The 15,595-nt window shown below is 52.4% G+C and carries 15 protein-coding genes, 1 pseudogene and 1 CRISPR repeat array; of the genes and pseudogenes, 15 read left to right on the top strand and 1 reads right to left on the bottom strand.

Going from position 1 to position 15,595, the window contains the following annotated elements; all coding sequences use genetic code 11:
• Positions 1-96 precede the first annotated feature (96 nt).
• Genes IT781_RS11740 through IT781_RS22600 form a run of 3 tightly spaced genes read left to right on the top strand, consistent with a single transcriptional unit; the run spans position 97 to position 1,932 of the window.
• Positions 97-942, top strand: a complete 846-nt coding sequence (locus IT781_RS11740; protein WP_194970345.1) for an SMP-30/gluconolactonase/LRE family protein — start codon at positions 97-99, stop codon at positions 940-942.
• A 43-nt stretch (positions 943-985) separates the two neighbouring features.
• On the top strand, positions 986-1,801 hold the full coding sequence (locus IT781_RS11735; protein WP_194970344.1) for an SDR family oxidoreductase: 816 nt from the start codon (positions 986-988) through the stop codon (positions 1,799-1,801).
• A gap of 2 nt (positions 1,802-1,803) precedes the next feature.
• Positions 1,804-1,932, top strand: a complete 129-nt coding sequence (locus IT781_RS22600; RefSeq protein WP_255528695.1) for a hypothetical protein — start codon at positions 1,804-1,806, stop codon at positions 1,930-1,932.
• A gap of 165 nt (positions 1,933-2,097) precedes the next feature.
• Here IT781_RS22600 and IT781_RS11730 read toward each other — a convergent pair whose 3' ends face one another.
• Positions 2,098-2,475 carry a hypothetical protein gene (locus tag IT781_RS11730; protein WP_228779097.1) on the bottom strand — a complete coding sequence of 126 codons (378 nt, stop codon included), beginning with the start codon at positions 2,473-2,475 and terminating at the stop codon, positions 2,098-2,100.
• Between the two features lie 194 nt (positions 2,476-2,669).
• Between IT781_RS11730 and IT781_RS22335 the strand changes: the two genes are divergently transcribed.
• The 12 genes and pseudogenes from IT781_RS22335 (at position 2,670) to IT781_RS11675 (ending at position 15,475) form a co-directional block, all read left to right on the top strand.
• Positions 2,670-3,251 carry a YafY family protein gene (locus IT781_RS22335; protein WP_228779096.1) on the top strand — a complete coding sequence of 194 codons (582 nt, stop codon included), beginning with the start codon at positions 2,670-2,672 and terminating at the stop codon, positions 3,249-3,251.
• Between the two features lie 12 nt (positions 3,252-3,263).
• A pseudogene (locus IT781_RS22330) lies at positions 3,264-3,644 on the top strand (helix-turn-helix transcriptional regulator); the annotation flags it as partial.
• 229 nt (positions 3,645-3,873) lie between these two features.
• Complete coding sequence (cas3, locus tag IT781_RS11720) at positions 3,874-6,588, top strand: CRISPR-associated helicase/endonuclease Cas3 (RefSeq protein WP_194970343.1); 2,715 nt, start codon at positions 3,874-3,876, stop codon at positions 6,586-6,588.
• The gene (gene casA / locus IT781_RS11715) at positions 6,585-8,078 is read left to right on the top strand and encodes a type I-E CRISPR-associated protein Cse1/CasA (RefSeq protein ID WP_194970342.1); all 1,494 of its coding nucleotides are present in this window, start codon (positions 6,585-6,587) and stop codon (positions 8,076-8,078) included. The genes cas3 and casA overlap by 4 nt, the downstream gene beginning before the upstream one ends.
• A complete protein-coding gene (gene casB, locus IT781_RS11710) occupies positions 8,071-8,523 on the top strand; it encodes a type I-E CRISPR-associated protein Cse2/CasB (RefSeq protein ID WP_194970341.1) in 453 nt (150 codons plus the stop codon). Before casA ends, casB begins: the two co-directional genes overlap by 8 nt.
• A 36-nt stretch (positions 8,524-8,559) precedes the next feature.
• Positions 8,560-9,675 carry a type I-E CRISPR-associated protein Cas7/Cse4/CasC gene (gene cas7e, locus IT781_RS11705; RefSeq protein WP_194970340.1) on the top strand — a complete coding sequence of 372 codons (1,116 nt, stop codon included), beginning with the start codon at positions 8,560-8,562 and terminating at the stop codon, positions 9,673-9,675.
• Between the two features lie 12 nt (positions 9,676-9,687).
• Entirely contained in the window at positions 9,688-10,341 is a 654-nt protein-coding gene (gene cas5e, locus IT781_RS11700) for a type I-E CRISPR-associated protein Cas5/CasD (protein WP_194970339.1), read from the top strand.
• The gene (cas6e, locus tag IT781_RS11695; RefSeq protein ID WP_194970338.1) at positions 10,328-10,945 is read left to right on the top strand and encodes a type I-E CRISPR-associated protein Cas6/Cse3/CasE; all 618 of its coding nucleotides are present in this window, start codon (positions 10,328-10,330) and stop codon (positions 10,943-10,945) included. Before cas5e ends, cas6e begins: the two co-directional genes overlap by 14 nt.
• 12 nt (positions 10,946-10,957) lie before the next feature.
• A complete protein-coding gene (cas1e, locus tag IT781_RS11690) occupies positions 10,958-11,869 on the top strand; it encodes a type I-E CRISPR-associated endonuclease Cas1e (protein ID WP_194970337.1) in 912 nt (303 codons plus the stop codon).
• Positions 11,850-12,155 carry a type I-E CRISPR-associated endoribonuclease Cas2e gene (cas2e, locus tag IT781_RS11685; protein WP_194970336.1) on the top strand — a complete coding sequence of 102 codons (306 nt, stop codon included), beginning with the start codon at positions 11,850-11,852 and terminating at the stop codon, positions 12,153-12,155. Before cas1e ends, cas2e begins: the two co-directional genes overlap by 20 nt.
• A gap of 85 nt (positions 12,156-12,240) precedes the next feature.
• Positions 12,241-13,305: direct repeats of the CRISPR family, unit length 29 nt; unit sequence CTGTTCCCCACGAGCGTGGGGATGAACCG.
• A gap of 537 nt (positions 13,306-13,842) precedes the next feature.
• Complete coding sequence (locus tag IT781_RS11680; protein WP_194970335.1) at positions 13,843-14,781, top strand: nucleotidyltransferase domain-containing protein; 939 nt, start codon at positions 13,843-13,845, stop codon at positions 14,779-14,781.
• Entirely contained in the window at positions 14,774-15,475 is a 702-nt protein-coding gene (locus IT781_RS11675; protein WP_194970334.1) for an HAD family phosphatase, read from the top strand. Before IT781_RS11680 ends, IT781_RS11675 begins: the two co-directional genes overlap by 8 nt.
• Positions 15,476-15,595 lie beyond the last annotated feature (120 nt).

Here is a 15,595-nt window from a genome sequence, read left to right as displayed (position 1 = left end):
AGAAGTAGGTTTATATGCTCAGTTGTAATTAAAAAACTTAATTCTTGTCAAAAATGCGAAGAATTGGTCAATAAGACTAATAAGCCAGGAGTATTTATGACGGATGACACCGAAGTACTTGTAACAGGCCTTGTCTTTCCCGAATCGCCGCGCTGGAGAAAGGATCGGCTATGGTTTGCCGACCAGCACGCCAGACGCATCATGACCGTCACGCCGGACGGACGTTCAGAATGCCGGCTCGAAATGGATGACTTGCCGGGCGGCCTGGGCTGGCTGCCTGACGGAACGCCGCTGGTCGTGGCCATGACCGAGCGGGCGGTTTATCGCATAATCGACCATGGGTTGGTCCTGCACGCCGATTTGTCCGATCTGGCCCCGTTCCATTGCAATGACATGGTCGTCACGGCCGACGGCCGGGCTTATGTCGGCAATTTCGGTTACGACCTGCATGGCGGCGCGCCGCCGGTTGAAACCCACCTGATTGCGATTGACCCCGACGGCCAATGCCGGATAACGGCGGAAGGGCTGGTCTTTCCGAACGGCAGCGTCATCACCCCGGACGGCACCACGCTTATCGTGGCGGAAACCTTTGCCTCCCGCCTGACCGCCTTTTTGATCGGCGATGACGGCTTATTGCATTCGCCCCATCTTTGGGCAAGTCTGGGAGATGCGACGCCGGACGGCATCTGCCTCGACAGCGAAGGCGCGCTATGGGTCGCCAGTCCCGGAACGCGTTCGGTGATCCGGGTCAGCCAGGGCGGCGACGTTTTATCCCTTATCCGCCCGGTAGGAATCCCTTATGCCTGCATGCTTGGCGGGCCGGATCGGCGAACCCTGTTCGTGACCACCGCCGAAACGGATGATCCGTATCAGGCCGTGGTCATGAAATCAGGGCGCATAGAAGTTGCCGAGGTAGCCATACCGGGCGCGGGCTTGCCGTAGATTTTCCGCATCACTCCTTCATCAACCGAAACAGGAGCTGAACATGCCTTTAATCATCGAAAAGACACTGAAAGGGCAGCGCGCCTTGGTCACCGGCGGCAGCTCCGGCATCGGTGCGGCTGTCGCCCGCGCGCTGGCCGAAGCGGGCACGCGCGTAGCGATCAATTACCTGTCCGATGCCGAAGACGCGCAGAAACTGGTCGACGAGATTCAGGCCGGCGGCGGTGAGGCTTTTGCCGTGCAGGCCGACGTAAGCCGTGAAGAAGAGGTTAAGCTGATGTTTGAGCTCGCGATCAAACGCTGGGGCAGCCTCGATATTTTGATCGCCAATGCCGGCATTCAGCTCGACTCGGCTTTTACCGAAATGACGCTGGCTCAGTGGGACAAGGTACTGGCCGTCAATCTGACCGGCCAGTTTCTCTGCGCGCGCGAAGCGGTCAAGGAATTTTTGCGACGCGGCCTGATTCCCGAGCTATCCAGCGCTATGGGTAAAATCATCTGCATGTCTTCGGTGCACGATATTATTCCATGGGCCGGGCATGTCAATTATGCCGCCTCAAAAGGCGCGGTGCTCATGTTCATGAAAAGCCTGGCGCAGGAAGTCGCCCATCAGAGAATCCGGGTCAACGCCATTTCGCCGGGGGCGATCCGTACGCCGATCAACCGCTCGGCCTGGGAGACGCCCGAAGCGGAGCGGGAACTGCTTAAACTGATTCCGTATGAGCGCATAGGCGAGCCGATGGATATCGGCCATGCCGCGGTCTGGCTGGCCTCTGACGCTTCCGATTATGTGATCGGCACCACGCTGTACGTTGACGGCGGCATGACGCTGTATCCGGGATTCCGGGAGGGCGGCTGAACATGAAAGCCTTTCTGTCGCCCGATATCGATGCAGGTAGCCGAGAAAAACGTCCAGCAGTACCAGACCGGATCATTGATGAACTGCTTGATGTCGTGTCCAGGTTTGATGCTTTGGGCGGTGAGCTATAAGTTGGGGCAGCGCTTAAAAGCGGCAAATTTAAAGTGATGCGGAGCTGCCCCAAGCACTTTACTTCTGGCGGCAGCTCTCGAATTTAGCCAGGCTATCAACGCTCAGGCACTTAAAGCTATAAGAATGAATTGACGTATGCCGAAAAAATGTTTTCGGCATGGCCGTTATTTTTTGATGTTTTGGTAGCCTTCTTCGCTTTCGCGCATGATTTTCTCGCCTTCTTCAACCATCCGTCGCCCTTCATTAATTTTTGCCTGACCTTCGGCCTGCAGATTCTGGCCTTGTTCGACCAGCTGCTTGCCTTGCTGCCAGCGGCTGCCTAATTGCGCCATGCCCTGGCTTTCGCGCATCATCTGGTCGCCGGAAAGGATCGGCGAGGGTGGCGGCGCTTGATCGGAGGCGCAACCGATCAGGAGTAAAGGTAAACTGGCGATAGCTAAACTGCGGCGGATGCCGGTATTTTTCTGCATGAGTCTGTTCCCCATCCGGTAAAAAACCGGCAATTTTGCATCACCTTGGATAAATTGCAATAATTTTTTCATCAGCCTCTGCTTGGGCGGCTCGGCAATAATCTTGCGGCAGAGGCCTGTTTTTTATTGAGCGTCCGACTCAAGCCGATCATTGTCAGGCGGTTTTTCAAAAATAATTACCTGTTTAAATACTGAGACTATAGCCGTCTTTTTGACTAGAATGCAGGGTGGCTTGATTCGATTAACAATAAGAACAGGAGCTCGGCATGGACCGCTTTGAAAGAATCTACCAACTGCACACCCTTTTATCCGGCCGCCGTACGCCGGCTTCCAACCGATACCTGCAGGACAAGCTGGAATGCAGCGAATCCACCATCAAGCGGCTAGTGACTCTCATGCGAGACCATTTCGACGCGCCCATCATCTACGACCGGAAACGCAACGGCTATTACTACGACACAGAAGCCGGCTCGCATCCCTATGAACTGCCCGGCCTATGGTTCAATGCGGACGAGCTCTGGGGGCTGCTGACCTGCCACAGACTGCTGCGCGACATATCGCATGGTATTTTCGGCGAACAGATAGCACAACTGCAAACCCGCATAGAAAAACTGCTGGCGTTAGATAGCAGCAGCGCCGAACGCAAGCTGGAAAGCGTTAAAATCCTGACTATGGCTTCCCGCTACAAAGGCCATGACCAACTCTTTGCAAAAATCGCCACGGCCCTGTTCAGAAACCAGCAGTTAATACTGGTCTATCAGGCGCGTAGCGACGGGCAGATCTCGGAACGCACTGTCTCCTCGCAACACCTGATCTATTATCGCGACAACTGGTATATCGATGCCTAGTGCCACAGCAAAAACGGGCTGCGCACATTCGCTTTGGAGAAAATCGTATCCGCAACCCGGCTGGACAAAGCCGCCAGAATCATCGACCGTCGGCAACTCGATGAACATTTCACGTCCTCCTACGGCATTTTCGGCGGACCGGCCAGGCATCTCGCCAGACTGAAATTCAACCCTGAACGCGCCCGCTGGATCGCTGATGAACAGTGGCATCCAAACCAGACCGGCCGCTGGCTGGAAGACGGCAGCTACGAACTGTGCATCCCGTTCGGCGACCATCGCGAGCTGATGATGGACATCATGAAGCACGGCAGCAACGTCGAGATCATCGGGCCGGAATTCTTAAGAGAGGCTGCCATGCAGGAAATACGGGCCATGTTGGAAATTTATAAATAGCTGATGCTGAACAGTTGTAGGGTCGAATTCATTCGACCCGGGACAAACGCCCATGTACCGGCCTATGTAGTAGTGCGAATGAATTCGCACACTGCATCGGAGTAAAACTAAAACAGCAACATAGATCGATTCGTGCGTAACATCAGTAAAAATTATAAGAACAGTGTCATGGAATGACACGGTAGGCATGGATAATGGAATTCAGATAAATCACAAGAGGGGACAGGAAATGTCGAAAGCGTTTTACAGGTATTGGGGAAAAGCAAAATCGAACAAGGAACTCGGGCCGGCTTATCATTTGTTGCCGTATCATTGTCTGGATGTGGCGGCGGTGGCTGATCAATGGTGGCAATACAGTGTCGGTATCAGGAGAAGTTTTGCTGAAATTACCGGTTTAGCGGAAGAACAAGCCCGCGCCTGGGTGCTGTTTTTTATCGCATTGCATGATTACGGGAAATTCGACCTTCGTTTTCAGCGCAAGGCGCCGGAGGTCTGGAAAGCTGTCAATGCCGAATTAAGCGGCATACCTGTTCGACTGACGCCGCTGTCGATCAAAGAGTATTACCATGGCCCTGCCGGTCTTTATTGGTTTTATCAGGACTCGAAGGAGCGATTTTCGGCAGGAGACGATGATTTTTACTTTGACGACAATGAAGACTGGCTGGCCTGGTATGGTTGGCTGGCGGCTGTCACTGGACATCACGGCATCGTGCCGGAAGATTACCAAAAAGAAAATCGAGACTATAACCTGACGATTGTGGAAGCGGACTTGCTGTCTGCGTTTAAACAAGCCAGATTGCAATGGCTTGAAGCCCTGGAACATTTGTTTCTGAATCCGGCCGGACTATCGCTGGATGATTTGCCGCCTGTAGTGGAAAAAAACGGAAACGGTCAGACGGCGGCAACGATGCTGGCCGGTTTCTGCTCGGTGAGCGACTGGGTGGGGTCATCCGACTATTTTAACTATGACGATCAGCCATCCGATGATTTGCGGCGGTGGTATGACGCACGGCTGGCGGTAGCCGGGCAAGCGTTGCAGGAAGCCGGCGTCATAAGTCAAATCAAGCCTTATCAAAATATTGATGTTTTACTGAATGGGCATTCGCCACGGCAGGCGCAGTGTCTGGTTGAACAACTGCCAAAAACACAAGGCTTAACGCTGATAGAAGCCTCAACAGGATCGGGAAAAACCGAAACTGCATTAGCTTACGCATGGCAATTAATGGCGCTGGGATTGGCGGACAGCATTGTATTCGCATTGCCGACTCAGGCGACTGCCAATGCCATGTTAAGACGGTTAGAAAAAGCGGCGCCTTTGCTTTTCGCGAATAAAACCAACGTGATTCTGGCGCATGGCCGGGCGCAATACGAGCAGAATTTCATCAATTTAAAACAGGCCTGCAATCCGCAGACGGCTCAAGGCCATGAAGAAGCCTGGGTTCAGTGCGGCAACTGGCTGGCGCAAAGCCGCAAACGGGTTTTTCTCGGGCAAATCGGCGTCTGTACAGTCGATCAGGTGCTGGTTTCGGTATTGCCTGTCAAGCACAAGTTTGTGCGCGGCTTCGGGATAGGCCGCAGCGTTTTGATTATCGACGAAGTTCATGCCTACGACAGCTATATGTACGGTCTATTGGACGCCGTTCTGGAGCAACAGCGCCTTGTCGGAGGCAGCGCTGTTTTATTGTCGGCCACTTTGCCGTCCAGTCAAAAAGAAAAGTTGGCAAAAGCGTGGGGCTGCAATCTGTCCGCTGCCGATACAGCATATCCTCTGATCAGCCATTACAGTGATGGACAAAGCCTCGTATATGATTTGGCGGCTCAGCCCGATCAACAACCCCAAACGACATCGATTCACCTTGAACTGATCAAAACGCCGCATTTGTTACCCGATGACTGTTTTATCCAGCGTTTGCTCGATGCCGTGGAGAAAGGCGCGCAAGTCTGCCTGGTCTGCAACCTGGTTGCAGTCGCACAACAGCTTTATCACCAATTGCAGGCGAGAATTGCGCAAATAGAAACACTCACAGAAGACCAGTTGCTGCTTTTTCACTCCCGATTTATCTTTGCCGACCGTCAGCAAAAAGAGCAGACCGTTCTCGACCTGTTCGGTGCAGACCCTCATCCGGAAAACGCCAGAACCAAAGGCCATTTATTGATAGCGACCCAAGTGGTCGAACAATCGCTGGATCTGGACTTTGACTGGCTGATTACCCAGCTTTGTCCGGTCGATTTGCTGTTTCAGCGCATGGGCCGTCTGCACCGCCACCGCCGCGGCAGGCCGGAAGGGTTTGCAGACCCGGTTTGTACCGTCTTGCTGCCCACCGAAGACGATTATGAATTGCATGAACTGATTTACGGCAACAGCCGGGTACTATGGCGCACTCAGCAATGCCTTCTACAAGCGGAGCGGGAAACCGAAGCGAGGGTCAGCTTTCCTGCGGCTTATCGCAACTGGATTGAATCGGTTTATAGCGAAGAGTCATGGCCCGATGAGCCGGAATGGGTGCTGAAAAGCTACGAAGCGTATGAAAAAGACCGATATGCCAGCCAGATGACGGCCAGACAGCTCATTAACAGCAGCATGAACGAGCTCTCCGACAATGACAGCAATGTCGCCGCCTTGACGCGTGATGGTGAAATGAGCCTGAACCTGATCCCTTTCTGTAATAATGCTCAGGGCGAACGATGTTTGTTGAATGGCGAGCTTATAGACAATCAGGACGATAGTGACCGGTTGGAAGCCATAAACCTGAACAGTGTCGCCGTGCCGAAAAACTGGAGCCATCATGGCAGATTGCCGGAAGCCGATAAAGAAGGCTTGATCTGGCTGTCTATGCGGGCAGAAGAAAAAGGCCGGTTCATCGCGCAACAAGGCGATTGCATCTACCTTTACCACGCCAGCACAGGATTAAACCGTATGGAACAACCCGAGGAGAACCCATGAATTTACTGACGGACGCCTGGATACCGGTTCAGCATCAAGGCAGTTATCAAAAAATAAGCCTGCAGCAACTGCTTTGCGGCGAACAGAGCGGAGAACTCTGCCTTCCGCGCGACGACATGGAACTGGCTTGTTTACAGCTTTTGTGCGCCATGACGCAAGTGCTGTTTATCCCCAGGGATAAAAAAGCATTGGGGCAATATATCAGAGAGCCGATTACGCCTGAAGCTTACGCCGATGCCTGTCGGGGAAAAATGGACTGGTTCGATCTGGATCATCCGGAAACGCCGTTTATGCAAATACGAGGCGTAAAAGCGGCGCAACCGACGACGATGGACAAACTACTGGCAGGAGTGGCTGACGGTACGAATAAGGCTTTTGTCAATCCGCAGGGGCTGGCTGAAGTCTTGTGCGGCGGTTGTGTGGCTATTGCGTTATTCAACGCGGCCAATAATTGTCCCAGCATGGGCGGCGGTTTTAAGGGCGGTTTGCGAGGCAGCACGCCGATCACGGTCCTGATTAAAGGGCGAACTCTTAGAGAAACAGTCTGGCTGAATGTGCTTACCGAGGAAACGGCGGAATCTTCCATGCCCTGGTATCAGGCGACAAAAAACCAATTGCCCAATTATCTGGACAGAATAAAAGCCGACGCCAAAATACCGGTTTCCGCACTAGGCTTGAATCGGGGCCTATTGTGGCAGCCTGCTCATTTTGAAATAGAGCCTTCTCAAGGTTCGGCTAATTGCAGTTGTTGCGGATGTTATGAACCGGTTTATAACGGTTTTAATAAAGCCAAGTTCAATTACACGATAGATGGCGTCTGGCCGCATCCCTTATCAGCGCGGATTTTCGCCATAAAAAAAGGCGAGAGAGAAGAAAAATTTCCATCGTTTACGACTACTGCACCGACCTGGACGCATATGAGTCGGTTGGTGGTTGATAAGCAAGACGAAAAAGAAGGCCAGCAAACTGCCCCCGTCATTCAGCAAGCCAGAACCTTTATGGCGGCAGACAGGATTCAACTCATCATCGGCGGTTATCGCAACAATCAGGCGACGATATTGGAGCGTCGGCATGAGTTATTCAGTCTGGCGCAAGGTTGGGCGGAGCATGGCGACGTGATTCAACAGATTATTGATGACGGCCTGGCCTATAAAACAGCCTTAAGAAAAGCATTGTATCTTTTTGCCGCCGGCATCAAGGATAAAGTGAACGGCTCCGGCGTCAATCTTTGTGATCCTGTTGAGTCCGCCTATTACCAATGCACGGAAAACCTGGTTCATAACAGCTTGGCCGCCGTTAAATTCGAAGCGCCACAAGAAGAGTTGCAAGAATTAAACGCTCAGCTCAAAGCTATTGTTACAAATCTATTCAATCAAGCCACCGAACCATACCGTCAAGAACCCAAAATGCTGAAAGCCTTGGCTCTGGCAAGGCGGTCGTTACACAAATCCCTGAAAGAACTGGAACCCCAAGGAGAAGCCCATGAGTGAGGGAGGAAACAAAGCGCCCGATTTTCTGGCGTTATATGAACGCTATCAGGCGTTAAAGCCTGGCCCGAAAGCGGAATTGAAAAGGGTCATGAATCCCGAAGACCTGATTGAAATACCGGCCTTTTACCAGGTATTGCAGGACAACAGGCCTCATAAAGGCATGCAGCGTCTCGTGTATTGCCTGCCGCTGATTCACCATCAGGAAAACGGCCATTCGCTGGGCGAGGCGTTGGCCAAAGCCAGCATCAGTGAAAAACGTCTGTTCATGGTGATCCGTTCCCAGGAACCCAACGACTTGATTCAATTGCGCCGCCTGCTGAAGTTGGCCGACCAACCTGCCGTCGACTGGCTGCAAATGGCCAATGCGCTCTGGTGGTGGGATCATCCGAACCAGTTTTCAAAACGCAAAATACTGGAAGATTTCTTCTATTACAAAAATAACTAAAGCTGAAACATCAGCTAATTAAAGGAATGCAAAAAAATGAACAAGAATTTTATCAACTTTCACATTTTGATTTCACACAGCCCATCCTGCCTGAACCGGGATGACATGAATATGCAGAAATCCGCCATTTTTGGGGGCAAAAGGCGGGTGCGGATTTCTAGTCAGAGTTTAAAAAGAACTATGCGGACCAGTGACTATTACCAGGAGCATTTAGGTCAACCCAGCGTGCGCACCAAGCATTTGGCGGATTTCCAGAAAACAGCCATTGAAGCGTTATCCGGTCGCTATGACGAGACTCTGATTAAACAGGCGGTCGAGTATATTTCGGGCAAAGACAGCAGTGCCGATGATGCCAGAAGTGACGCGGTTGCGCCCTGGGTATTGGAAGAGATCTCTTATTTTTGTGATCAGATTAAAGCGCTGGAAGCGGAGGGCGTCGATCAAAAAAAACTACAGAAGCTGATTGAGAAAGACAGTCGGGCTTACCGTCTGGCCCTGGCAAAGGGATTGGACATAGCCTTATCCGGGCGAATGGCGACTTCCGGACTCATGAGCAATATTACCGGCGCCCTGGCCGTTGCCCATGCCATCACTACCCACGCCGTCGATGCGGACATCGACTGGTTTACGGCTGTGGATGATTTGCAGGAACTGGGTTCCGGCCATCTGGACACTCAGGAATTTTCTTCCGGCGTGTTCTACCGCTACGCCAGCCTTAACCTTAAGCAGTTGCAAGTGAACATGGGCCTGTTGCCTGAAATGAAAGCCGTCGAAACGATAGAAAGCAGATGGAAAGCTCTGGATGTTGCGGCGCACGTATTGCACATGCTGGCAACCGAAGTGCCCGGTGCCAAACAGCAAACCTTTGCCGCGCACAATCCGGCGGATGCGGCATTGGTCAGCTTTTCCGATCAGCCGGTTTCTTTAGCCAATGCCTTTGAAAAACCTGTGCAGGCTGATTTCAAAGGCGGCTTTAGAGTACCGTCAATTGCTGAATTGAACAGCTATTGGGATAAAGTTCACCGGGGCTATGGCTTGGAGGAACGATGCGCTGAATTCACGCTGGATAACGTAGAACTGCCGGCCGGCGTCAATTCCAAACGCTCACTGCCCGAGCTTGAAAGCTGGGTAAGAAACAATGCAGAAGGTTAACCGGACTATGTCATGCGTAAACATTTAATCTTGAAACTGCAAGGCCCGATGCAGGCCTGGGGCAGGGAAAGCTTTGAGGGTCTGCGTCCTTCCGAGCTCTTTCCCGGCCGCAGCGCTTTGCTTGGCTTATTGGGAGCTTGCCTGGGTATAGAGCGGACCGATCGTGAGCAACAGCAAGACTTGGCTGGCAGTGTGGCGTTTGCGGTGCGCGTCGATCGGCAAGGCCAAAAAATGACCGATTATCACACTATCAAGGATGCGCGGGAGGATTATCGCGGCCTGAAAAGCCACGACACCATTCAGACCTGGCGCGAGTACTGGCAGGATGCCAGTTATACCGTTGCCGTATGGAATAATGAAGAGCCGGTCATTTCTCTGGACACGATTGAGCAGGCTGTCAAGCGGCCTGTTTACACGCCGGTATTGGGCCGGCGGAGTTGCCCGCTTGGCAGGCCTTTGTTTGAAACGGTTTTATCGGCTGAATCGGCGCTGTCGGCTTTGGCCCAGATTGGCATTAACCAAGGAGTTATTTACAACGAAGAGGAATCCGCCGGCGCCATTCCGCTGAGGAAGCGCGACGTGCCCATCATTCACCAGCCTCGGCAATTCTCCACCCGAACTGTATTTATGGCGGCAACCAAAGGAGCGCCCCATGTATCTGAGTAAAATTCACATTCCCTGGGCACAGGCGCAAAATCCTTACCAGTTCCATCAGACATTATGGCGCTTGTTTCCAGGGCATGAAGATGCCGATCGCGAGTTCCTGTTTCGTGTGGAACAGTTGCAAAGAGGCGTCGGCGCTCATGTTTTGATGCAGTCGGCCACACGGCCTCAAAGCGTAGAGCAGAGCCCGTCATTGCTCAATTGGCGCGAGTACGCTGTAAATATTCAAAACAGCCAGAGGCTGCGTTTCCGGCTGCGGGCCAATCCGATCAAAACCATCAAGGACAGCAGTAAGGGCACGGTCGAAAGGAAAGGCAAAACCTTCACCAGAACCGTGCGCGTGCCGTTAATTCATGAAGAGCAGCAACAAGCTTGGCTGGAGCGCAAGCTGCAATCTTTGGCACAACTGGAATCGCTTATTATACAGCCTGAACCGGTACTGTATTTCCGCAAAGCCAAGGAAGGCCGCAGCGGCAAAATTCAAACCGTGATGTTCGACGGCATACTGACGGTTATCGATGCTGAAGCCCTAAGTCAGGAAATTAGGCAAGGCATAGGGCCGGCTAAAGCCTTCGGATGCGGCTTGTTGTCCATAGCCAGAGCCTGAGGGGATTTCAACATGCTCCCACCCCTCAAACCCATCGCCATGAAAGAACGCGTCTCCATGGTCTTCATCGAAAAAGGTCAGATCGACGTCAAGGACGGCGCGTTCGTCGTGATCGACGAGACCGGCATTCGCACGCACATCCCGGTCGGCAGCATCGCCTGCATCATGCTGGAGCCGGGCACGCGGGTTTCCCATCATGCCGCCGCTCTGGCCGCCAGGGCAGGGACGCTGCTGGTGTGGGTGGGCGAAGCCGGTGTGCGGCTTTACGCGGCGGGACAGCCGGGCGGGGCGCGCTCCGACCGCCTGCTTTACCAGGCTAAACTGGCGCTGGACGATGCGGCGCGTCTGAAAGTCGTGCGCAAAATGTACGAGATCCGTTTCGGCGAAAAGCCGCCGGAACGGCGCAGCGTCGAACAGTTGCGCGGCATAGAAGGCGCCCGCGTCAAGAAGATTTATCAAATGCTGGCCAAGCAGGCCGGCGTGGAATGGAAAGGGCGCAATTACGATCCGTCTCAATGGGATTGTAGCGATATGCCCAATCGCTGCGTCAGTTCAGCGACGGCCTGCCTGTACGGCATCTGCGAAGCGGCGGTGCTGGCTGCCGGCTATGCGCCCGCCATCGGCTTCATCCATACCGGCAAGCCGTTGTCGTTCGTTTATGATATAGCCGATTTGTTCAAGTTCGACGATATCATTCCGCATGCCTTCAAAATCGCCGCCAAGAATTATCGCGACCCCGAGCGCGAGGTTCGTTTGATGTGTCGCGATATTTTCCGGCAAACCAAAATCCTGCGGAAAATCATTCCTACCATCGAAGAGGTGCTTGCGGCCGGCGAGCTGGAACTGCCGAAACCGGCCGAGGAATCGATCGCGCCTGCCATTCCTAATCCTGAGAGTATCGGTGATGTTGGTCATCGTAGTTGAAAACGTGCCGCCGCGGCTGCGGGGGAGGCTGGCCGTCTGGCTGATCGAAATCCGCGCCGGCGTTTATGTCGGCGATTTATCGGTCAAGGTCAGGGAGATGATCTGGTCGCAGATTGATGAAGGCATTGAAGAAGGCAATGCCGTCATGGTCTGGAGCACCAATACCGAATCCGGCTTCGATTTCATGACCCTGGGCAAAAACCGCCGTCTGCCGGTTGAGCTCGACGGCCTCAAACTGGTCTCTTTTTATCCTGTTGAAGGTCAAGAGGATGAAAATGCTCTTTAACAATTTAACGATAAAATATCATCTTTTCATTGGTGGAAAATTGGAAGGGATTATTTCTCTTTATTAACAATATGTTAAGATAAGTCTGTTCCCCACGAGCGTGGGGATGAACCGATTAGACCCGGAAAGAACACTGGTTAAAACGGCTGTTCCCCACGAGCGTGGGGATGAACCGCGCCAGTTTAGACGGGGCAGGGGAAAGCCCAGCTGTTCCCCACGAGCGTGGGGATGAACCGAATATGGAGTATGGTCTGGCATGATAAGGCGACTGTTCCCCACGAGCGTGGGGATGAACCGGCGAGCGCACGTCTATTCTGAAAAATAAAGAGCTGTTCCCCACGAGCGTGGGGATGAACCGTTCCGCTATCAGGCCGTGCATAGGCGGGAAATCTGTTCCCCACGAGCGTGGGGATGAACCGTATTGGTGAATAAATGGCGAGAGAAAAAGTTACTGTTCCCCACGAGCGTGGGGATGAACCGCCCCCAACAATAATAACTTCAATAGATTTGCACTGTTCCCCACGAGCGTGGGGATGAACCGAACACGCATTATGCGGTCTAGCGTTTGATGCTCTGTTCCCCACGAGCGTGGGGATGAACCTACATGGGGGGGATGGTGCCCTTGGCCGCATGCCTGTTCCCCACGAGCGTGGGGATGAACCGGATTTAGTATTGACAGGATTAACAATGAAAACCTGTTCCCCACGAGCGTGGGGATGAACCGGCAGATCAGCACAACTCATGGGAATCTCTGGACTGTTCCCCACGAGCGTGGGGATGAACCGACCGCACAGTCTCATTCAGATCAATGCCGAATCTGTTCCCCACGAGCGTGGGGATGAACCGCACTGATGACCAGCCGAACAGTGATAATAGATCTGTTCCCCACGAGCGTGGGGATGAACCGGCGCTTTCTGTTGGTCGAAGCGACGGATGAAGCTGTTCCCCACGAGCGTGGGGATGAACCGGTCACTTCAGAACCCGGTTAGACATTGATCCCCTGTTCCCCACGAGCGTGGGGATGAACCGAACTATTCCGTGCGCGACCTGGCTGAGTTTTTCTGTTCCCCACGAGCGTGGGGATGATCCGCAATCGATAACTATGCTGTTGGCGATGCCGAGCTGTTCCCCACGAGATGGGGATGTGTTGGTGAGGTAAATAAACTGGCCATTATCCTGCGCCTTCTTGCATCAATAAAGATAGACCGCCGGTTTAATTGTTCTTTAATCACACTTGATTAAAATGCTCAGCTAGTCCATGAGATAGAATCGGTGCATTTTGATGGTTTGATTTCCCGTGGACATTGCTCCCCACCACTTGGGGATGAACCGTAGAAACACCTGAAACGCCAGGTGAGCGGAATCTGTTCCCCACACCCGTGGGGATAAATCGAATAAAAAGGCTTGGCTGCAGACTTGGAAATGCATTTTCTTCACTTGTAGCAATAAGCTGTTCTCTGAAGCTTAGTCTGGATAGTCATGAAATCCCGAAATTCATGAAGAAGTGTGTTCAAGCAATTGAATTTACAACCTTTCATATATTCGGTGTATTTCGTGGCGAAATATTCAGGCTAAGATATTCGAACTTTTCAAGAGTTGCTGAATCATTACATTACCTCCTGTACAATACTTAAAATTTTATTAAGCATAAAGCGACAATGTGTGTAAGTTCGCAGAATTGTAACCGATGATTTATCCCAAAGATTTTATTGAAACGGCCGAAGGGCTGATTTTTGCCGTAGTGGCGCAAGAACTGGAGCAAGGTAAGGTGCTGTGCTTTTTGCGTTATGTAAAGGAAGCTACGGGCTGGAAAAAATATGATACTGCCGAAGCGAATGCCTTGTTGAAGGGGCAGCATCCCGATTATCTGCACTATTCCAGTGTCCTGGATGCGCACTTGCATGCGGTGGCGGTAACGCGCATAACCAGGCACCATCAGCCCCGGCAGAGATTGCAGTATGTCATGCTGTCAAAAGAATTGGATACAGTTGAGCAGGATTTGCTTCAGTTGTGCCATTTGTTTCAGCAACAGGGTCTGGATTTAATAAAGGTCGGCGTGACCGGCTCGCTGCTGATCGGCGTGCAAAATCAAAATTCCGATATTGACCTGGTCTTTTACGGAAGGGATGCTTTTCATGAAGCCAGGGCAATTACCTGCGAGCTGATCCGTCAAGGGCATCTGCAGGAACTCGATGACAGCGATTGGGATCAGTCCTACCAGCGCCGTTCATGTGCGCTGAGTTATGGCGAATATGTCTGGCATGAGCGGCGAAAATACAATAAAGCCATTATTAACGGGCGGAAATTTGATTTGAATTTTATCGACAATGAAACGAGGCTGGAATCTATCAATTATCAGAAATGCGGAACGGCCACGCTGCAATGCAAGGTAACCGACGCGACGCGCGCTTTTGATTATCCGGCCGAGTTCAAGGTTGACCATGAGCATGTCGATACGATCGTCAGTTTTACCGCTACGTATACAGGCCAAGCTTTAGGCGGGGAAACGGTGGAGGTGTCCGGTTTGCTGGAGCAGGTTGAGCAGGGCTCAAAACGAATAGTCGTCGGTTCCAGCCGCGAAGCGCATGGCGAATATATTAAGGTCATTCAGAACCAGAATGCATAGGTTACCCGATTTCAGCGCGATCATTTTCGATATGGACGGCCTGGTGCTGGATACCGAGACTACGTATGTGGCTGCCTGGCAGCAGGCGGCCCGCGACATGGGGTATGAGTTTCCGGAAGCGTTTTGCCTGTCCATGTCGGGACTGCATTCCAACGTTGTCGAGCAAAGGTTGATGGATTTTTGCGGAGCCGATTTCAATCTGGACAAATTTGTTCGTTTAAGCGCCGATTTTTGGCGCCAATATGTCAATGTTCATGGCATCAATACCAAAAAAGGCTTTGATCAGCTGCTTGCCTTGATTGCCGAGCTTGAAATACCTTACTGTCTGGCTACCAACAGTCCGCAGATTAATGCTTACCAGTGCCTTGAGTTTGCCGGCGTCAGGGATGTCTTTTCGACGGTCGTCACGCGTGACCATGTTCGGCAGGGCAAGCCGGAGCCCGAGATTTTCCTGAAAGCGGCGGAATTGCTGGATGTGGATATCCGCCGCTGCCTGGTTATCGAGGATTCTCATGCCGGCATTGAGGCGGCGTCCAGGGCCGGTTCGTTTTCAGTATTGATTCCGTCGGTCTTGCCTGTCGATCCGCTGACGGCCGAGTTGTGTGACGTCATGATGGAGGACCTGGCGCAATTGGCCGATCTGATCGGCGCCGGAAAATGGGCCTTGGAGACGGCTTTGGCCGGCCCGAATTAAAACCGCTTTTGAATTCACATGGGGATGGGTTGATCATGTATAATTTTCGTCACTTATCAAGCCACAAGCGATTTTAACTTTTGAAAGTACAACATTCTAAAGTATCAGTGATTGCCCCTG

The organism is Methylobacter sp. BlB1 (assembly GCF_015476545.1).
Taxonomy (GTDB): Bacteria; Pseudomonadota; Gammaproteobacteria; order Methylococcales; family Methylomonadaceae; genus Methylobacter.
This window is presented reverse-complemented; position numbering and strand designations above follow the sequence as displayed.